We start from the raw sequence: 19,436 nt of genomic DNA, 5'->3' as shown, positions 1-19,436 counted from the left end.
TCGATCAGCAGCATCGGGGAGGCTGACGCCGATGCGCCTCTCCATGACACGGCGCCTCCTGTGGGGAGCGGCATTGAGTATCGTCACGTCCGGCGCCTATGCGCTGGATGCGTCCGTTGAGGGGCTCGAAGGCCCCGCTGCCGAGAATGTCGTCACCTTCCTGCGCCCGGTCGATACCCAGAACATCAGCGAGGAACGCCTGGATAGCGAGGTCCGCGATCGCACCCAACGAGCGCTGCGTGCCTTCGGCTATTACTCGCCCCAGATCGAAACGGCGTATCCCGAGGGAACGTTCGATGCCGACGCCGTCGTTACCATCGACCCAGGCCCACAGACACATATCACCCAGCTCGACGTGGGTATCGACGGCGAGGCTGACAAGGATCGCGCCTTCCAGAACGCGCTCGATCAAGTCGCTCTCAAGGAAGGCGATGCACTACGTCATGACCGTTACGAAAGTGCCAAGAGCCGCTTTTCCACATTGGCGCTCGAACGCGGCTATTTCGATGCCGGCTTTACCCAACGTCGAATGGAAGTCCGTCCCTGGGAAGCCAGTGCGCGTATTTTCCTGAGGATGAACAGCGGGCCACGGTATCATTTCGGCGACATCCGTTTCTCGGGGAGCCAGATCGAAGAAGACCGCCTGCGCCGCATGCTGCCGTTTGAGGACGGCGATCCTTATCTGGCCGGGCAACTGGCCGAGTACAACCAGCGTCTGGGAGAAACCGACTGGTTTCGCGGCATCGCCGTGCGCCCACGTCTCGATAGTGGCGGAGGTGACGCGAATAATGGGCGATGGTGGCAAGAGGCCACCGGGCGTAGGCCTCCTTTGACGAATGGTCCAGGGCTTGCCGCCGTGCGCCAACTCCATGGCCAGCAGCGCACCGACGTGCCCGTCGACGTCGATGTCATTCCCGCCGACCGCCACCAGTTCGAGACCGGGATCGGCTATGCCACCGATGTGGGGCCACGCGTCCAATTCAGTTGGGACATGCCGTGGCTCAATGATCGTGGCCACAGCCTGTCGAATGCCTTGTACCTTTCGGGCCCCGAGCAGCGCTTCGATGGTGAGTATCTGATGCCGCTGGCGGACCCGCTACGCGATAGCTACCGCCTCGGCTATGGTCTGCGTAACCTTGACAATGAGGATACCCAGAGTCTGGAGAGTTCGGTCGAGCTGGCGCGGCGCTGGGAATTCGACAACGACTGGGTGCAGGAACTCTATTTTCGTACCACATACGAGGATTTCACCCAGGCGGATCAGGACGAACAAGTCCTGCTGTTATATCCAGGCATCAGTTGGACCCGTACCCGCACGCGGCAGCCCAATTTCCCCATGTGGGGCGATCGACAACGGCTGTCGTTGGAGGTCTCCGATCCCAAGTGGGGGTCGGACGCGCGCTTTGTGCGCACCACGTTCGATTCGCAATGGATTCGCTCGCTGGGACAGGACAACCGCTTCGTCGGTCGTGTCGGTGGGGGAGCCATGGCCACCGACACCTTCGACAAGATTCCTCCTTCGCTGCGCTTCTTCGCCGGGGGCGATCAAAGCGTGCGCGGCTACAGCTACGAGAGCCTGGCACCAGAAAACGACGATGACGAACTGCTCGGTGGCCAGCATATGTTAACCGCCAGCGCCGAGTACCAACGTCGGGTCACCGGCAACTGGTGGGGGGCAACCTTCATCGATACCGGCAACGCCTTCGATGAGTGGTGGCCCGAGGAACTCAAGACCGGTGCCGGTATCGGTGTGCGCTGGATTTCGCCCGTGGGCCCCGTGCGTTTCGATATCGCCCATCCTTTCGACAATGAGGAGGACGCGTGGCGTCTGCATTTCGCCATCGGGCCGGAATTCTGATCCGAGCACTGATTTACGTACCGCTGTGGCTCTTGGGACTGGTGTTGTCGTTGCTCGGGGTGGCGTTGTCACCTTGGGGGACCGCGTGGCTGGCCGATCAAGGTCAGTCGCGTGGCTGGTATGAGGTCGAGGAGGTAGAAGGAGCACCGCTGGACACGCTGACGTTACGCGGTCTGCATCTCGATATCGGCACTCTCGCCCTCGATGTCGAGCGACTGCATCTGAGCTGGGCCGATGACTGCCTGCTGGACGGCAAGCTCTGTCTCCAGGGACTGCAAGTCAAGGGCGCGCACATTGCCTTGTCACCTGGCGAGACCAGCGACGATGCCCAAACCGATGCATCGTCAGGCGGGGGCATGCCCGCGCTGTGGTTCCCGTTCCCCATCGAGATACGCGCCCTCGGGCTCGAGGACGTACGCGTCGACCTGGCCGATGGCACGCAACTGCAATGGGATGACTTCACCAGCGGGGCGCGCGTCTCCGGCAACGACCTTACATTACTGCCCACACGCTTGGAGGGAACGCAACTCTACCTGCCGATGAGCGAGGGACAGCGCCTGACCCAAGGAATGGCATCGCCGGCTATCCCTGCAGTAACTATCGATGCCGCTTCACAGGCGGTCGAGAGTCATACTGCCGAGGAATCCGCGACCGATAAGTCATCTGAGGCCAAAGAAGTGCCGGCGGCTGATAGTCAGACATCCGATACCGATTCCGCACGCCGCCTTGAATTACCCGAGATCGACTTGCCGCTCGACATCCGCGCCCCGAGCCTGGTGATCGACGACTTCCAGTTGCGTGGCGCAACGTCCTACCGTCTAGCGCGGGCCACGCTGTCGCTGTCCACCGAAGGCAGCGACGTCGCGATTCATCGACTGCACGTGCGCAGCGATGACGGTGAAGCGGAACTTGCCTTGCAGGCTACTTTGAGCGGCGATTATCCCCTCCACGGCAGTCTGGAAACGCATATCGCACGTGCTCCGTTGGCCGGTCAGCGAGCGACGTTGACGCTGGATGGCTCTCTGGCCGATCTGGCGCTCGACCTCGACGCCAATGGTCCCGTCACGGCCACGCTGAAGGGACAGGTCGATGCGCTGGCACCGACCTTGCCATTCGATCTGTCGCTTGAGGCCAACGATATCACTTGGCCGCTGGCGGGCGCGCTCACCGCGCCTGAGCTCGCTGCGCAGAGCCGTCTGGACGCCGCCGCGCTGTCGGCAGCGCAGCGCGTGGGCGCAGGCACAGCCGTCTATCGGCTCGACACGCTGCATCTCGACGCCGATGGCTCCCTGGAAGATTATCGGGTCGCACTCGATCTGGCGGCACGTGGCGATGGCCTCCCCAAGAGTCGCTTGACGCTCGAGGGCCGTGGCGATACGTCTCACTTCGCCTGGGCACCGCTCACACTCGAGGCCGAAGGCGGAACCCTGACCGGCCGCGGTCAGGTGGACTGGGCCTCGGCACTTTCGGTGGAAAGCGAACTTCAGCTCGACAAGCTGCCCGTAGGCGCTTTTACCGAAGCCGTCGACGGGACGCTCAACGGTCAGGCGCGCGTCGGCTTCGACATGCAGCCTCAGGGCTGGCGGCTACGTATACCGCAGTTGGCCATCGATGGCACCTTGCAAGACAGAGCCCTGCGCTTGAACGCCAAGCTCAGCGGCAATAGCCAGATGCAATGGGCGATCGACCAACTCGACCTGCGTCAGGGCGATAACCGCATCACCGCCGAAGGCAACATCGGACAGCGTCTGGATCTGCGCAGTCGCATCGAGGCACCGCAACTCGCCACGTTATGGCCCGGGCTCGGTGGCGCCTTGCAGGGCGACCTCGACGCTCAGGGCTCCCTCGAATCGCCGCGTCTCGACCTCGATTTGACCGGCGAGGCGCTACGCTACCAGGCGCAACAACTCGAATCCCTGTCGCTGAAGGCGTATAGCGAAGGAATCGACGACCCGCGCGTGAAGGCCGATGTGTCTATCGAAGGACTCGAGGCCGGTGGTCAACGTGTCGACGCCCTGAGCGTTACGCTGTCGGGGCGTTTATCTCAGCACACCCTGGGGCTCGATGCCCAGATGAGAAGCGGCTTGCCGCTTTCACAAGCGAGTCTCACGCTCGACGGCCAGTACGACGCCGACACTCAGCGCTATCGCGGGTCGCTGGCGCCGCTTGACCTCGCGACCGAATACGGCGATATCGCGCTCGATGACGCCCTGGACTTCGATGCCGATGTCGCCGCCCAACGCGTGACGCTCTCGCCGTTCTGCCTAGTGCGCCAGCAGGGAGGCGAGGCCTGTCTTATCGACCAGGCGCGACTCTCCGCCGATGCCGGCGACGCGTCACTGGCCTTGCGCGACGTTCCCATGGACCTGCTTGCCGACAAACTGCCGTCGGGCTGGCACGTGGATGGCGGGACCCAGGGCGAGGCCAACCTGAGCTGGCAACAGGCGGGCCAACAGTGGCATGCCGAAGGGCAGATCGATAGCCAACTGGACGTCACCGGTGAAGATGCTCGTGGCAACCCGTGGGAACTGCCGGACAGCCGCCTCGCGGCGACGTTCGATGCCACGCCATCTCGCGCCGATACACGCCTGACACTCGATCAAGGCGACACCGGGCAACTGGCGTTGTCGTTGGGCATCGACGATCCGTTGGGCGAAGCCGCCCTGGAAGGGCGCCTGCAGGTCGATGACGTCGCCTTCGCGCCGTATAGTGCGCTCGTCGAGGGTTTATCCAACCTCGAAGGGTCACTCGCCGGCGATGTCACCTTCGCCGGGACGTTGCGTCAGCCCGATCTCGATGGCGAGCTGACGGCCGAGGGCGTAAAAGCCCGTGGCGCGGCCATTCCCGTCGCGATACGCGATGCGCGACTGGGCATCGACTTCGCTGGACAACGCGCCGATATCGAAGGATTCGTGGCGGGTGAAAAAGGGCAGCTCAACCTGGATGGCGAAGCCGACTGGCAGGACCCGTCGGCCTGGCAGACACGCCTGGGCATCGAAGGCCAGGAAGATCCGCTGGAGATCGGCCTGCCGGACTTCGGGCGTTTGCGCGTCGCCCCGGACCTGCGCGTCGATGCCAATCCGGACCGCCTGCGTGTGCGTGGCGATGTCGATGTTCCCTGGGCACGCCTGGAGGTGGGCAAGATTCCGCCCTCCGCCGTCGCACCGAGCAGCGACGAGGTGATTATCACGCGCGAAGAGGACGCCGCCCAGCAAGAAGACGCAGCATCGGGTGAACAGGGCGAGGCCACGGCTCAAGCGCTATCCGACGCCGGCATGGCACTGGATATCAGCGTCATGCTGCATCTCGGTCCGGACATGAGCCTGGAAGCCTATGGCCTCGAGTCGCAGTTGGAAGGCCAGCTCGAAGTACGCCAGGGTAGCGGCCCTGTGCAGTTGTTCGGCAATGTCAACCTGGTCGATGGCAGTTATACCGCGTTCGGACAGGATCTGATCATTCGCCAGGGGCAGATTCTGTTCAGCGGGCCGGCGTCCCAGCCGCGTCTACAGTTCGAGGCGATTCGCAACCCCGATACCATCGAGGACGACGTGACCGCAGGGCTACGCGTCACGGGCCGTGCGGAGAATCCGCAACTAAGCATCTTCTCGGAACCCGCGATGTCGGAAAGCCGGGCTCTTTCTTATCTGCTCAGAGGCCGCGCACCGGGCGACGACGGTGGCGATGGGGCGCTGACCTCGGCGCTGATCGGGCTCTCGCTATCGCAGAGCGGGCGTGCCGTAGGCCAGCTCGGCCAGGCCTTCGGGGTCGACGATTTAAGTCTCGACACCTCGGGCTCGGGCGAGGATAGTCAGGTCGTCGTCAGTGGCTATATCTTCGATGACTTGAAAGTTGGCTACGGCGTTGGCATTTTCTCCCCCATCGCCGAGCTGACACTGCGCTATCGACTGATCCAGAACCTGTATCTGGAAGCGGTATCCGGCGCGGCTCAAGCACTCGACTTGATCTATACCTTCAGCCTCGGGCGCAGCAGCGCTTCGCCTTGAGGCCACTGCCGCAGGGACACGCGGCATTGCGACCGATATCGAGGCGACGCCATTGGGCGTCGCCGTCGATATAGAACCACTGGTCGGCATGAGTGGCGAACCGAAAGCGGCTGGTCTCGGTAAGACGCTGAAAGCCATCGGCGTCGATGAAATCGGCACTGAACGTCACCGTGCCTTTCTCGCCTTGTTGGGTGCTGTCATGGACGATCAGCTTCAGCCAGCGTGCCTCGCTCCTGGCCAGTGAGTCGCGAGTGGGGCATGTGGCGGGATCCCAGGTAGCGATCAACGCGTCGTACGCATCGCGCGCGAAGGCGCTATAGCGTGCTCGCATCAGCGCCTCGGGTGTCCTCGCGCGGCTTGGCTCCTCATGGATCGGCGCACAGCATTCATCGAAGCGCCGTGACTGCCCACAGGGGCAGATATCGGACGCTTTTATACTCATTGTCATGCGAGATTTTCCCTATGTTGTCACAAGAATCGCTCGAGCTTCCCACGCCAGAAACGGCACTCAAGGGGCGTGAGACACCCCTACGTATCAGCGGCACCCATTATGTCAACGGCCGTTCGATGTTGCCCCCGTTTCCCGAGGGACATGAAGAAGTCGTGCTGGGGCTTGGTTGTTTCTGGGGTGCCGAGCGTCTGTTCTGGGAGATGCCGGGCGTCTATGTAACGGCGGCAGGCTATGCCGGTGGTTATACGCCCAATCCGACCTACGAGGAAACCTGCAGCGGACACACCGGCCATGCCGAGGTGGTCTACGTGGTGTTCGATCCCACTGAAATCGGCCTGCCGGAATTGTTGCGTGCTTTCTGGGAAGCGCACGATCCGACGCAGGGCATGCGCCAGGGCAACGACATCGGCAGCCAGTACCGGAGCGTCATCTACACCACGGATGAGCTACAGCGCCCGCTCGTCGACAAAAGCTTGCAGGAATACGACCATGCCCTTCGTCAGCAAGACTTGGGGCATGTCACCACTGAAGTCGCACCACTCGAGACCTTTTACTATGCGGAAGAGTATCACCAGCAGTACCTAGCCAAGAACCCGGCGGGGTATTGCGGCCTCAAGGGCACGGGGGTGGCCTGCCCGGTGACATAAAGCGCCAGACCTCTTCTAACAGTCGACGCGCATCAACCGTTGGGTCCTGCCGCCAGCGAGCGATGCAGCACCAGGTGCGCAGCCCAGCATTCCAGTTGCCCTGCAACACGCCGCGCCAGCCAGGAGCCAAGTTGGCCCTGGCGTGACTCGACGAAACCGACATGCCCGCCTTGGCGGGCGATTTCCAGGCGCACGGCATCGGCCGGGGCCGGCAATCGCGAGAATAGGTCGGCGGGCATGAAAGGATCGTCTGCGGCGTGCAGTATCAGGGTCGGCAGTTCTATGTCGCCCAGCAGGCGACCGGCGGAAGCGCGCCGGTAATAGTCACTGGCCGATTGAAAGCCGTGCAAAGGCGCCGTCACCGCGTTGTCGTATGCCCAGAATGTCTCCAGGCCCGCGAGCTGTCGTGCATTGAGCGTAATCGGCAAGGGGCCGGCCGCCAGCTTGGTGGTGATCTTGCGTTTGAGGGCGTTGAGCAGATGACGCTGATAGACGCGGGCAAAGCCACGATTGAGGGCATCGGCGCTGGCCGCCAGATCGAGTGGTGCACTGATGGCGATGGCCCCGGCCAGATCGAGACCGTCGCCACCTTGCTCGGCGACCAACTTGAGAAGCATGTTACCGCCCAGCGAGACACCGGCCGCCACCTTGATGGCACGTGGATAACGCAGCGCCAGCTGCCCGATGACCCAATAAGCATCCGCCGTATCGCCCGAATGATAGGCCCGGGCAAGCCGGTTGGGCGCCTGTCCACAGCCACGAAAATGCATCAGTACCGCCCGCCAGCCCATCTCACTCGCCGCGCGCATCAATTCGCGTGCATACGGGGAGTCGAACGAGCCTTCCAAACCATGGAACAGCACGAATACCGGTGCGTCCGCTCGTGTGGGAGCCGGCTGGGCCCAGGCCAGCTCGACGAAATCGCCATCGGGTAGATTAATGATTTCCGTTTCGCGCGCCAGTGGGGGAAGACGACGAAAGCGGGGTAACAGGGTCTGCACGTGGCGATTACCCAGTCCTCGTGGCGCGCAAAAATCGGCGGAAAACAGCGTGCGTGACATCGGTTAGGCTCTTGCGAATCTATCTGTAGCTTAGGCGCTGTCTGCAAAGTCGGCGAGCGAAGGACAGACAAGACAAAATCGGCGAAAGACGGACCGGGCTGGCTTACAGTTTACGCGTTGTAAGGCAGTGCCTAACGCGTTGCGTTTGCTCGGCAAGTGCCCTTCAGACACGGCCATACGTTGCCTCGAGTTGTTGCCATAAACTTGGTAAACCGGGGTGACGTGAATCCTTGCGTGCGTACAAGCGCAGATCCAGCGGGACATCCCAGCGCTCGTCGCCAGCGCGCACCAATTCGCCATTGGCCATCGGCGTGGTCACACTGCGTTGCGGCAACCATCCAAGCCCGTAGCCTTGTATCACCAGTTCGCGAATATTGGTGGCCTGCACACTTTCATTGAGCGTGTTCAGGTAGACGGCGTCCGGCTGGCGGCTGAGGTGTGCCTCGAGCGCGGCTGCCATCAAACCGCGTGGATGAAAGGCGATCAGCGGTTGGGGCTGGCGGCGCGTTCCCGGCAAGGTGAAACGCGGATGCCCCTCGGTATCGGGGGCGCTGACCGGAACGAGTCGCTCTTCGCCAAGATTCAGGTATTCAAGCTCGCTCATTTCAAGATCGAGGGCAATGCGACCACGCGGCCAGTACAATAGCGCCAAATCACATTCGCCGCGTTCCAGTCCATGCAGGTAATCGCTGATCAACCAGCTCGTGGCGCGCAAGTAGGGCGATATCGCCGGTGTCAGGGCATGCTGGTCGAGCCAATCGGGCAGGAAATTCGACACCAGACTCTGCGGCGCGGCTAGCAGGATACGCCGAGCTTCGTCGGCGGCAATCGACTGCAAACGGTCACGCGTCAGTCGCACACGCTCGGTAATCTGCTCGCAAAGCGCTAGAAACTCCTCGCCGGCGGGCGTCAGGCTCAACGGTAGCGTTTGGCGATTGATCAAGGTGGTTCCCATTTCCTCCTCGAGCAACTTGATACGCCGCGAGAAAGTCGGTTGGGTCACGTGCTGGGCATCGGCGGCCCGGGAAAAATGGCGTTCCCTGGCCAGCACGATAAAGTCTTCGAGCCAGCGAATTTCCATTGTCAGACGCCATCCATCATCGTTGACGCCGCACGCCAGCCGAGGCGTGCGGCATCGCATGGCGGCGCCCCGTCACGCGTAGGTGATCGGGACGCTGCACGTTTGTTTCTCCACATTGCGTTCAGAGTCGGCCTTCCTCGACCGCATGACACGCCACCTGGTTGCCATCGTCAGCGACGATAAGCTGGGGTACTTCCTGGCGACAGCGCTCCATGGCGTGCGGGCAGCGGCCATGAAAGACGCAGCCCGAAGGAAGGTGGACCGGTGTAGGCACCTCGCCGGAAAGGCGTACGTGCTCGGGGCGGTCATCGTCGAGACGCGGGATCGCCGAGAGCAATGCTTGCGTATAAGGGTGCTTGGGCCTCGCGAACAGCGAACGCGTATCGGCCAGCTCACACACCGTGCCCAGGTACATGACCGCCACACGCGTGCCGAAGTGCTCGACGACCGCCAAGTCATGGGTAATGAAAAGATAGGTCAAGTGGCGTTCGGCCTGGGCGTCCATCAGCAGATTGAGCACCTGCGCCTGGATCGACACATCGAGCGCTGAGATGGGTTCGTCGGCGACGATGAACTCGGGGTCGACGGCCAACGCCCGGGCAATCGCGATCCGCTGGCGCTGACCACCGGAAAACTCGTGCCCGAAACGCTTGCCCCATTCCGGATCGATGCCTACCGACGCCATCACGTCGGCCACTTTGTCCTGGACCTGGGGTGTCGTCCAGTCGGGGTGATGAAAGCGCAGGGGCTCTTCCAGCGTCTGTTGAATCGTCATGCGTGGGTTAAGCGAGGCATACGGGTTCTGGAAGATCATCTGCATGCGCTGACGATAGGGCAGTAGCCGCTTGCCACGCATGTTATCGATGCGCTGTCCGGCATAACTAATTTCCCCTGCGCTGGGCGACAGTAGCCCCATGACCAGGCGCGCCACGGTGGATTTGCCACAGCCGGATTCGCCGACCACGCACAAGGCCTCGCCCCGTTGAACGCTGAGGTCGACACCGTTGATGGCATGCACCTGCTCATTGCGCCGCACCAGGCGACCTTTTTCGAAGTGCAACTGTTCGAGAAACCCGTCGGCCAACGGGAAATGCTTGTACAATCCGCGAATTTCCAGCAAAGACTCGGCCTCAGCGCGGTTCTGTGACGTAGTCGCGGGAGAGGGCTGGGCGGCAACGGCATTCATGAGGCCTCCTTGGCGAGCATGTCACGCACCATGTGGCACGCAACGTCGCAATTTCCCGAGGTAACGAACTCGGGGACCTCTTCGAGGCAATCGCGGCGCGGTTGTCCCGAAGCGTCGTAACGATATTGGCAACGCGGATGGAAAGCGCAGCCACTCGGCGTATTGGATAATGCGGGCATCGAGCCGGGAATCTGATTGAGCCGGCTGCCTGGCGTGGTCATCTGCGGCAGGGCATTGAGCAAGCCCTGCGTGTAAGGGTGCTGGGCATCGTTGATGATCTCACGCGTCGGCCCCTGCTCGATGACGCGTCCGGCGTACATGACCAATGTGCGCTGGGTCATCTGGCTGACCACCCCCAAGTCGTGGGTGATCAACACCAGCCCCACGTTGTGCTTCTCGCACAGCTCGCGCAGCAAGGTCATGATCTCGGCTTGAATCGTGACATCCAACGCCGTGGTGGGCTCGTCAGCGACGATGATGTCCGGGTCCAGCAGGAGCGCGATCGCGATGATGATGCGCTGACGCATGCCCCCGGAAAGCTCGTGAGGATACTGGTCCAGACGTGTTTCCGGCGAGGGGATATACACCTGCTTGAGCTTGTGTAGTGCAATGGCGCGCGCTTCGCGTGTCGAGATGCGTCGATGCGCCTTCAGGCTCTCGACCATCTGCTCGCCGATGGAAAGCACGGGATTAAGCGTCATCATCGGATCCTGAAAGATCATCGAGATCCGGTTGCCGCGCACACGACGCAGATCGCGTGCCGACATTCGCGCCAGATCATTACCCTCGAAGCGAATGCTGCCACCGGCGATATATCCCGGTTTGGCGATGAGGTTGAGTAGCGTGAATGCGGCCACCGATTTGCCCGCCCCGGATTCGCCGACAATGCCCAGGCGCTCGCCACGATCCAGCGTGAAGCTGACGTCGCGCAAGGCGCGCACCTCACCTTGGCGCAGGGCGAAGCGCACATCGAGATTGGAAACTTCGAGTAAAGCCATGTGCGTTACCCCTTGTAGAGCCGAGGGTTCATGACGTCGCGCAGCCAGTCGCCAAGCAAGTTGACCACCAGTACCAGCACCACGAGGACCGCGCCGGGGATCAAGGTGATCCACCAGGACCCGGACTGCAGATAATCAAAGCCGGACTTGATCAATGAGCCCAGAGAAGGCTGGGTTTCCGGCATGCCCAGCCCCAGAAAGGAAAGGGCGGCCTCGGAGATGATGGCGTTGGCGATCTGGACGGTGGAGATGACGAAAATCGGCGAGAGCGTGTTGGGCAGAATGTGGCGAAACATGATGCGCCGGTCGCGATACCCCATGACCCGGGCAGCATCCACGTATTCCTTGGAACGCTCGGCGAGTACCGATGCCCGTACCGTGCGGGCGTATTGCGGCCATTCGGCAAGCCCGATGATCAACACCAGCAGCCAGACGGCGTAATCGCTATACACGGCACCCCCAAAGACGGCCTTGATCAATGCCCCGACGATGATGGCGACCATCAGCGTCGAGAACGATAGCTGGATGTCGGCAAGGCGCATCAGAAATGCATCGATTCGGCCGCCCAGGTAGCCCGCCAACAGCCCCACGGTGACGCCGATAAGTGCCTGGAGCATCACCGCCCCGAAACCGATGATCAGCGAGACGCGCGCGCCATAGAGAATGGTCGACAGCAGATCACGCCCCTGGGCATCAGTACCCAAGGGGAAAAGAGCGTCAGCCCCGTCGACCCATATGGGAGGAAGCTCGGAGTTGAGGATATTGATCTGGGTGAGATCGTAGGGGTTCATCGGCGCGAGCCAGGGCGCGCACACCGCTCCCAAAAGGATGCACAGGAAAATGGCCAGACAGAATTGCGCGATCCAGTCACGCTTGAAGCTGTAGACCAGGTAAGAATTACGGAAACGCTTCCAGCGGGAAGGCGTTATTGCAGTCGTTGTCGTCATGCCGGCTTCCCTGTCAGTTTCACGGTCGGATTGACCAGCCCGTAGATCAGATCAACTAGCGTGTTGGTGACCACGAAGATCAAGCCGACAATCATCAGGTAGGTGACGATGAGCGGAATATCCGAGCGCTGGATGGCTTCGAGGAACATGAGTCCCATGCCCGGCCACTGGAAGACGGTCTCGGTCAGGATGGTGTAGGCCACCATGGTGCCGAGTTGAACGCCGCCGACGGTAATGACCGGCAACATGGTGTTCTTGAGCGCATGCACGAAATAGATGCGCTTGAGCGAGATTCCCTTGGCCGTGGCGAACTTGACGTATTCCGACTGCAGGACCTCGAGCATTTCGGCACGTATCAGACGAATAAACAGCGGCAGCATGATCGACGCCAACGAAACGGCGGGCAGCACCAGATATGTCAGGCCATCGAGGGAGAAGAAGTTGCTATCCCAGGTGCCGAAGAGATGCGTCAAGTTGTTGCCGCGCCCGTATGACGGCATTCCGCCTTCGGTGGACAGCACACCGTTGAGCCACTGTCCCCATCCCGTCTCCACCGGAAACGGTGAGAAGTCGACGCCGATCGCGAAGAGTTGAATCAACATGATGGCCGTCAGGAAGACGGGGATCGAAATACCGATGATGGACACGCTCATGAAAAAGCGTGACAGGGCCGATCGCGGACGTATGGCACAGTAGACCCCGATGGGCACCGAGAACACCACGATGATCAGTGTCGCGGCAATCACCAGTTCCAGTGTCGCCGGTAAATGGCGCTGAATAACCTCTGTCGTCGGCTCGTTGAAAAAGTACGAGTAACCAAAATCACCTTGCAGGGCGTTGGCCGCGAAGCGGCCGTACTGCACGAGGAAGGAGTCGTTGAGCCCCAGCTCTTCTCGCAGTTCGGCCCGCTGGCTCTCCGGCACGGACTGTCCCACCATCTGCTGGATGGGATCGCCCAGATTGCTCTGTATGGCGAAACTGATAACGCTGATGACGAACATGACCACGAAGGCATGCATCAGTCGCTTGATCAGAAAAGCGATCATGGGTGGCGTGTCCTGTTAAACGGGCATCTCCGACCCATGCTCAGAGTGGGCCGGGCCGGAGAAACAGCGTGGATGGGAGTAGGGCAATGCCGCCCGATGGCGGCATTGCATGGTCGCGCCCTTACTGCTCGACTACGAGATCCCCGAGATACGGGAAGTTCATGACGTTGACCACGGGCTCGAGCTTGACGTTTTTCTTCGCCGCCCAAGCAAGATCCTGCCAGTGCAACGGCATGAAGGCGGCGTCGTCATACAGCGCCTTCTCGACCGCCTGCAGCATCTCTGCGCGCTTGTCACGATCGGTCTCGACATTCGCCTGCGCGACTTTCTCGTCGATTTCCGGGTTGCAGTAGTTGGCCGCGTTGTACTGGCCAGCCCCTGTTTCGGCGTCCGGGCACTCGGTGAGGTACTGATACAAGTTGGCGGAGTCTTCGGTGTCGGCATGCCAACCGATCATCATGATATCGGCGGCGCGATCGTCGAATTCCCCCCAGTACTGCGCCTTGGGCAAGGTCTTGAGGTCTACGTCGACATTGATGCGCGACAACATCGTGGCCACCGCTTGGGAGATCTTGGCGTCGTTCACATAGCGGTTGTTGGGCGCCATCATGGTGACCGAGAAGCCATCTTCGTAGCCCGCTTCCTTCATCAGCTCCTTGGCTTTCTCGACGTCGTAGCGTGGTTCCAGGCTATCGTTGTAACCGTCGTAGCCCTTGGGCGAGAGTTGCGCCGCGGGGGTCGCAAAGCCTTTCATCAGACGGTCGGCGATAGCTTGCTGATTGACCGCGTAGTTGAAGGCCTGGCGGACACGCGGGTCCTCGAACGCTTCCACACGCTTCTGGTTGAGCTGCATCAGAATGATGCGCGTCCCTGACATGGTGGTCAGCTCGACATTCTTGTCGGCTTTGACACGTTCCAGATCATTGGGCGGCACGGGGGCGATAAAATCGACATCGCCCGAAAGCAGCGCCGATACGCGGGTGGCGTTCTCGCCGATCGGTGTCAGCACGAGACGGTCGACATTGCCCGGGGAATCCTTGTCCCAGTAATCATCGAAGCGCTCGAACTCGACCTTGACGCCTTGTTGACGCGACACGACCTCGTAAGGGCCAGTACCCGAAGAGTGCCGCGATGCGAAGGAATCGCCATTCTTGACGATTTCGTCCTTGGGATCGCCGTCTTCCGTCTCGCCGGAGTAGTACTCGCTATCCATGGGGAAGATATAAGTCGCGAGATTGAGAACGAGCGGGTAGGGCCTATGCGTCTTGATCTCGACGGTGTGCTCGTCGATGGCGGTGGCCGAGGCGATAGGATCGAAGATCGCCTTGAAATCGCCGCTGCGCTTCAGGCGGTTGATGGTCCAGACCACATCCTTGGCCGTGAAGTCGTTACCGGTATGGAACTTGACGCCATCACGCAACGTGAAGCGCATCGTCTTGTCGTCGATGCGCTCCCAGTCCGTCGCCAGACGCGGTTCGAACTTGACGTCTTTCGTCCAACGCACGAGGGGGTCGTGAGTCAGATGCGAAAGCTGAAGGATGCCGCCGGAAAGCTGTTCATGGATATCCAACGACACCGGGTCGGCATCGTAGGCCATGCGTAATGTCACGGGATCGCTATCGCTGGATTCGTCTTGCCCCAGCGCTGGCAGTGGAAGCACGACGGAAGCGCCGAGCAACGAGGCCAGGAGAGTCTTCTTGTCGATCATGTTGAAGCCCTATTGTGTATTGTTATGCGACGAGAATCGTCAGCTTCAACATAAAGAGCTTTGTAGGAAGACGACAATCGAAATCTTGATGGTCGCCATTCGTCAGATGAATAACACCGTCCTGAGAGCTTCCAACGCGTGCTCGATATCAGCGCGCGACGCGGTCGAAGCGATGAATGTGCGAAGCTTCGTCGAGTTGCGATACCGTACACTCGAGATCGGTTACACAGCCGTCGGACAAGCCATAGACCCAACCATGCACCGAGAGCTGCTGTCCCCGCTGCCAGGCACGCTGCACGACCTTGGTACGGCATAGATTGGCGACTTGCGCGCGCACGTTGAGTTCGCACATCCGATCGACCTTCTCGTCGAACGACAACGGCTCCAACGCCTCACGGTTGACGCTGTACAATTCACGAACGCTATGCAGCCAGTAATCGATCATGCCGTTATCGCCGTCGGCGATCGCGGCCCGCACGCCACCGCAGCCATAGTGACCAACCACCATGATGTGTTCGACCTGCAGTACATCGACCGCGAATTGCACCACCGACAACGCATTCATGTCATTGTGATACAGCAGATTGGCCACGTTGCGATGCACGAATACTTCGCCCGGCGGCAAGTCGATGATCTGATTCGCTGGCACGCGACTGTCCGAGCACCCTATCCACAGATAATCGGGATTCTGCTGATGCGACAAGCGCTCGAAGAAGTCCGGGTCACGCTCGCGTACACCAGCGGCCCATTGGCGATTCTGTTCCAACAGCTTCTTGATATCGCTCATGTAATTCTCTTCATGCAGGGGGTATTCAAGCAACTTTTACCTTCTCAGCTAGCAAGCGTCAATCAGGCCCCTCCCTGAGCGTTCCCCGGACTGTTATCATCTTCACCATCGAAAAGTCAGGAGAACGACGTGGCTCAGTACGACTACGACCTATTTGTCATCGGCGCGGGCTCCGGTGGCGTACGCGCCGCACGCACGGCAGCCGCCACAGGTGCACGCGTGGCCATCGCCGAGGACCGCTATCTGGGCGGCACCTGTGTGAATGTCGGGTGTGTGCCCAAGAAACTGTATTCCTATGCGGCACATTTCCATGATGCCTTCGAGGATAGCGCCGGCTTCGGTTGGACGCTGCCCGAGGCGCCACGCTTTGACTGGGCGACGTTGCGCGACAACAAGATTGAGGAGATCAAGCGCCTCAACGGTATCTACGGGCGTTTGCTCGAAGGCGCCGACGTCACGTTGATCAATGGTCGCGCCCGCATCACCAGCCCGCACAGCATCGAGATCAACGGCGAAACGGTCTCCGCCGAGAAGATCCTGGTAGCGACCGGCGGTTGGCCGTGGATTCCCGATATCGAAGGTGCGGAACACGCCGTGGACTCCAATCGCGTCTTCGACCTGGAGACCTTTCCCGAGCGCTTCCTGGTGCTTGGCGGTGGTTATATCGCGGTCGAGTTCGCCAGTATCTTCAATGGGCTCGGCAGCGACGCGCACCTGGTCTATCGCGGCGAGTTGTTCCTGCGCGGCTTCGACCGTGAAGTGCGTGAGTTCACCCGCGACGAGATGCAGAAGAAGGGCGTCAACCTACACTTCGAAACCACCATCGAGCGTATCGAGCCGGTCGGCGATGTCTATCGCGTCAGTCTGACCAACGGCGAAACGCTGGAAGTGGATGTCGTGCTGGCGGCCACCGGACGCCGCCCGAACCTTACCGGCCTGGGGCTCGACGAGCTGGATATCGCGCTCAATCCCAATGGCACCGTGAAAGTCGACGAGCGTTATCAGACCTCGGAGCCGTCGATCCTCGCCCTGGGCGACGTGACCGGGGGCCCCGAGCTCACGCCCGTGGCGCTTGCCGAGGCCATGCACCTCGTCCAGCACCATTATGGCGATACGCCACCGCGCCCGCTGGATTACCAGGACATCGCCACGGCAGTGTTCTGTCATCCCAATATCGGTACCGTCGGCCTCAGCGAAGAAGAAGCTCGCGAACAGTGCGAGGGTGGGGTGCGCATCTATCGCACCGACTTCCGTCCCATGAAGCACACACTCTCGGGTAGTCAGGAACGTTGCCTGATGAAGCTGGTCGTCGACGACATGACCGACCGTGTAGTCGGCGCCCACATGGTGGGTGACGATGCTGGTGAACTCATCCAGGGGATCGCCATCGCCGTACGCGCACGCCTGACCAAGACCGACTTTGACGCCACGGTGGGCATTCACCCCACCAGTGCCGAGGAGTTTGTCACGATGCGCTCCTTGTCACGTCGCTAGCGATATGATGCAGTTTCGGATAGCAGACGGGCCACATCGGTGGCCCGTTTGCGTTGCTATTCGACAAAGGGATCTCTCTACGCAACGCATGCATACGAATCAATCATGATTGACTAGACTAAGAGCAGTCGTGGTTACATAAACGTCAGGGTAGTGACGCATTCCATAGTCGCCCATCAGTCTATAATGTATTTTTATGTGATAGCGACATGACGATAATCAGTCATTTGATCAATACATAAGCCGCTGTTATTATTGCGAACACATTCGCCATTAGCGAAAATGGATATGACACCCACGACCGAGAACTTCACGCCTTCCGCCGATCTAGCGCGTCCGAGCGTCGCCGACACCGTGATTGGCAGTGCACAGAAGACTCTTTTTATCCGCAAGCCCACGACCGACGATGGATGGGGGATCTACGAGCTCGTCAAGGCGTGTCCTCCCTTGGATGTCAACTCGGGATACGCCTATTTATTGCTCGCGACGCAGTTTCGCGATACCTGTGCCGTGGCCACGGACGAAGGAGGGGAGATCGTCGGTTTCGTCTCCGGCTACGTAAAACGCAACGCCCTGGATACCTATTTCCTGTGGCAAGTGGCCGTGGGTGAGAAAGCCCGCGGAACGGGCTTGGCACGGCGTCTCGTCGAAGCCGTGCTGATGCGCTCGGGGATGAGTGGTGTCCGCCATCTCGAAACTACCATCACACCCGATAATGAGGCATCGTGGGGGCTGTTCAAGCGCCTTGCCGATCGTTGGCAGGCACCGCTGAACAGCCGTGAGTATTTTTCCACGGGGCAGCTGGGTGGCGAGCACGATCCGGAAAATCTCGTCCGAATCGGCCCGTTCGAGCCGCAACGAATTTGACCCGCTTAAAGAGGCAATCTATGCAGACTGAGATTCTCGAACGTATGGAGTCTGAAGTTCGGACCTATTCGCGTTCGTTTCCCACCGTTTTCACCGAAGCCAAGGGTGCCCGTCTGCACTCTGAAGACGGTAAGCAGTACATCGACTTTCTCGCGGGCGCCGGCACGCTGAATTACGGTCACAACAATCCCCACATCAAGCAGGCGCTGGTGGATTACATCGCCTCCGACGGCATCGTTCACGGCCTCGACATGTGGAGCAAGGCCAAACGTGAGTATCTGGAAACCCTCGAAGAGGTGATCCTCAAGCCGCGTGGGCTGAACTACAAGGTTCAACTACCGGGGCCGACCGGTACCAATGCCGTGGAAGCCGCGATTCGTATCGCCCGCAATGCCAAAGGGCGCCATAACATCGTCGCCTTCACCAACGGTTTCCATGGCGTCACCATGGGGGCGCTGGCCACCACCGGTAACCGCAAATTCCGTGAAGCCACCGGCGGCATCCCGATGCAGGGTGGTAGCTTCATGCCCTTCGATGGCTACATGGGCGAAGGCACCGACACCCTGGGCTATTTCGAAAAGCTGCTGGGCGACAACTCCAGCGGTCTCGATATTCCCGCCGCCGTGATCGTCGAAACGGTGCAGGGCGAGGGCGGTATCAATCCGGCCAGCATTCCGTGGCTACAACGCCTCGAGAAAATCTGCCGCGCTCACGACATCCTGCTGATCATCGATGACATCCAGGCCGGCTGCGGTCGTACCGGCAAGTTCTTCAGCTTCGAGCATGCTGATATCACGCCGGACATCGTCACCAACTCCAAATCGCTATCAGGCTACGGACTGCCGTTCGCTCACGTGCTGATGCGCCCGGAGCTGGATATCTGGAAACCCGGCCAATACAACGGCACGTTCCGTGGGTTCAGCCTTGCGCTCGTGACCGCCGCCGCCGCCATGCGTCACTTCTGGAGCGACGATGCCTTCGAGCGTGACGTTCAGCGTAAAGGCGGTATCGTCGAAGAGCGCTTCCAGAAAATCGCCACCTTCATGACCGAGCAAGGGCATGACGCCAGCGAACGTGGTCGTGGCCTGATGCGCGGTCTGGATGTCGTCGACGGCGATATGGCCGACAAGATCACCGCTCAGGCCTTCAAGAACGGTTTGATCATCGAGACGTCAGGGCACTCCGGCCAGGTCGTCAAATGCCTGTGCCCGCTGACCATCTCCGACGAAGATCTCAATGAAGGTCTGGATATCCTTGAACGCAGCGTCAAGGAAGTCTTCAGTCAAGCCTGAGCGTATTAT

General features: G+C 60.6%; 15 protein-coding genes. 6 read left to right on the top strand and 9 right to left on the bottom strand.

Translation table 11 applies throughout. The features are described 5' to 3' along the window. The first annotated feature begins 43 nt into the window (after positions 1–43). Both tamA and tamB read left to right on the top strand, forming a co-directional pair. The gene (gene tamA, locus L1073_RS07925) at positions 44–1,858 is read left to right on the top strand and encodes an autotransporter assembly complex protein TamA (protein ID WP_246898230.1); all 1,815 of its coding nucleotides are present in this window, start codon (positions 44–46) and stop codon (positions 1,856–1,858) included. Beyond that, positions 1,822–5,862: an autotransporter assembly complex protein TamB gene (gene tamB / locus L1073_RS07920; RefSeq protein WP_246898229.1), complete on the top strand. Its 4,041-nt coding sequence runs from the start codon at positions 1,822–1,824 to the stop codon at positions 5,860–5,862. Before tamA ends, tamB begins: the two co-directional genes overlap by 37 nt. Here the strand turns inward: tamB and L1073_RS07915 are convergent. Next, positions 5,831–6,310, bottom strand: coding sequence for a YchJ family protein (locus tag L1073_RS07915; protein WP_246898226.1), 480 nt, complete (start codon positions 6,308–6,310; stop codon positions 5,831–5,833). The two genes, tamB and L1073_RS07915, sit on opposite strands and share 32 nt — an antisense overlap. A 14-nt stretch (positions 6,311–6,324) precedes the next feature. Here L1073_RS07915 and msrA point away from each other — a divergent pair, with 14 nt between their 5' ends. After that, positions 6,325–6,960, top strand: a complete 636-nt coding sequence (gene msrA, locus L1073_RS07910; protein WP_246898224.1) for a peptide-methionine (S)-S-oxide reductase MsrA — start codon at positions 6,325–6,327, stop codon at positions 6,958–6,960. 32 nt (positions 6,961–6,992) lie between these two features. Here the strand turns inward: msrA and L1073_RS07905 are convergent, their stop codons facing one another. The 8 genes from L1073_RS07905 to can form a co-directional block, all read right to left on the bottom strand. Further along, complete coding sequence (locus L1073_RS07905; RefSeq protein ID WP_246898223.1) at positions 6,993–8,021, bottom strand: hydrolase; 1,029 nt, start codon at positions 8,019–8,021, stop codon at positions 6,993–6,995. 163 nt (positions 8,022–8,184) lie between these two features. Continuing rightward, entirely contained in the window at positions 8,185–9,102 is a 918-nt protein-coding gene (locus tag L1073_RS07900) for a LysR family transcriptional regulator (RefSeq protein WP_246898221.1), read from the bottom strand. Between the two features lie 121 nt (positions 9,103–9,223). Next, complete coding sequence (locus L1073_RS07895) at positions 9,224–10,288, bottom strand: ABC transporter ATP-binding protein (RefSeq protein ID WP_246898220.1); 1,065 nt, start codon at positions 10,286–10,288, stop codon at positions 9,224–9,226. Beyond that, positions 10,285–11,286, bottom strand: a complete 1,002-nt coding sequence (locus L1073_RS07890; protein ID WP_246898218.1) for an ABC transporter ATP-binding protein — start codon at positions 11,284–11,286, stop codon at positions 10,285–10,287. Before L1073_RS07890 ends, L1073_RS07895 begins: the two co-directional genes overlap by 4 nt. 5 nt (positions 11,287–11,291) lie before the next feature. Further along, positions 11,292–12,233, bottom strand: coding sequence for an ABC transporter permease (locus tag L1073_RS07885; protein WP_246898216.1), 942 nt, complete (start codon positions 12,231–12,233; stop codon positions 11,292–11,294). Next, positions 12,230–13,279, bottom strand: coding sequence for an ABC transporter permease (locus L1073_RS07880; protein ID WP_246898214.1), 1,050 nt, complete (start codon positions 13,277–13,279; stop codon positions 12,230–12,232). Before L1073_RS07880 ends, L1073_RS07885 begins: the two co-directional genes overlap by 4 nt. 121 nt (positions 13,280–13,400) lie before the next feature. Then, on the bottom strand, positions 13,401–14,987 hold the full coding sequence (locus L1073_RS07875) for an ABC transporter substrate-binding protein (RefSeq protein WP_246898212.1): 1,587 nt from the start codon (positions 14,985–14,987) through the stop codon (positions 13,401–13,403). Positions 14,988–15,135: 148 nt separating this feature from the next. After that, positions 15,136–15,774, bottom strand: coding sequence for a carbonate dehydratase (gene can / locus L1073_RS07870; protein WP_246898210.1), 639 nt, complete (start codon positions 15,772–15,774; stop codon positions 15,136–15,138). Between the two features lie 129 nt (positions 15,775–15,903). Between can and gorA the strand changes: the two genes are divergently transcribed. From gorA to ectB, 3 genes are all read left to right on the top strand, one after another. Next, complete coding sequence (gene gorA / locus L1073_RS07865; RefSeq protein ID WP_246898208.1) at positions 15,904–17,268, top strand: glutathione-disulfide reductase; 1,365 nt, start codon at positions 15,904–15,906, stop codon at positions 17,266–17,268. A gap of 288 nt (positions 17,269–17,556) precedes the next feature. Then, positions 17,557–18,135: a diaminobutyrate acetyltransferase gene (ectA, locus tag L1073_RS07860; RefSeq protein ID WP_246898206.1), complete on the top strand. Its 579-nt coding sequence runs from the start codon at positions 17,557–17,559 to the stop codon at positions 18,133–18,135. Between the two features lie 20 nt (positions 18,136–18,155). Then, positions 18,156–19,427 (top strand): diaminobutyrate--2-oxoglutarate transaminase, encoded by a 1,272-nt coding sequence (ectB, locus tag L1073_RS07855; RefSeq protein ID WP_246898204.1) that lies wholly within the window; start codon positions 18,156–18,158, stop codon positions 19,425–19,427. Positions 19,428–19,436 lie beyond the last annotated feature (9 nt).

This window comes from Chromohalobacter nigrandesensis, from assembly GCF_023061285.1.
In the GTDB taxonomy this organism is placed as follows: Bacteria; Pseudomonadota; Gammaproteobacteria; order Pseudomonadales; family Halomonadaceae; genus Chromohalobacter; species Chromohalobacter nigrandesensis.
The sequence above is the reverse complement of the archived record's forward strand: the minus strand, read 5'-3'. Positions and strand labels throughout refer to the sequence as shown.

Excerpts from the sequence above, each read along its gene's own strand:
- L1073_RS07875 (WP_246898212.1), bottom strand. The coding sequence starts at position 14,987 with ATGATCGACAAGAAGACTCTCCTGGCCTCGTTGCTCGGCGCTTCCGTC.
- ectB (WP_246898204.1), top strand. The coding sequence starts at position 18,156 with ATGCAGACTGAGATTCTCGAACGTATGGAGTCTGAAGTTCGGACCTAT.
- L1073_RS07885 (WP_246898216.1), bottom strand. The coding sequence starts at position 12,233 with ATGACGACAACGACTGCAATAACGCCTTCCCGCTGGAAGCGTTTCCGT.
- L1073_RS07915 (WP_246898226.1), bottom strand. The coding sequence starts at position 6,310 with ATGACAATGAGTATAAAAGCGTCCGATATCTGCCCCTGTGGGCAGTCA.
- can (WP_246898210.1), bottom strand. The coding sequence starts at position 15,774 with ATGAGCGATATCAAGAAGCTGTTGGAACAGAATCGCCAATGGGCCGCT.
- L1073_RS07895 (WP_246898220.1), bottom strand. The coding sequence starts at position 10,288 with ATGAATGCCGTTGCCGCCCAGCCCTCTCCCGCGACTACGTCACAGAAC.
- L1073_RS07880 (WP_246898214.1), bottom strand. The coding sequence starts at position 13,279 with ATGATCGCTTTTCTGATCAAGCGACTGATGCATGCCTTCGTGGTCATG.
- tamA (WP_246898230.1), top strand. The coding sequence starts at position 44 with ATGACACGGCGCCTCCTGTGGGGAGCGGCATTGAGTATCGTCACGTCC.
- L1073_RS07905 (WP_246898223.1), bottom strand. The coding sequence starts at position 8,021 with ATGTCACGCACGCTGTTTTCCGCCGATTTTTGCGCGCCACGAGGACTG.
- msrA (WP_246898224.1), top strand. The coding sequence starts at position 6,325 with ATGTTGTCACAAGAATCGCTCGAGCTTCCCACGCCAGAAACGGCACTC.
- L1073_RS07890 (WP_246898218.1), bottom strand. The coding sequence starts at position 11,286 with ATGGCTTTACTCGAAGTTTCCAATCTCGATGTGCGCTTCGCCCTGCGC.
- ectA (WP_246898206.1), top strand. The coding sequence starts at position 17,557 with ATGACACCCACGACCGAGAACTTCACGCCTTCCGCCGATCTAGCGCGT.
- L1073_RS07900 (WP_246898221.1), bottom strand. The coding sequence starts at position 9,102 with ATGGAAATTCGCTGGCTCGAAGACTTTATCGTGCTGGCCAGGGAACGC.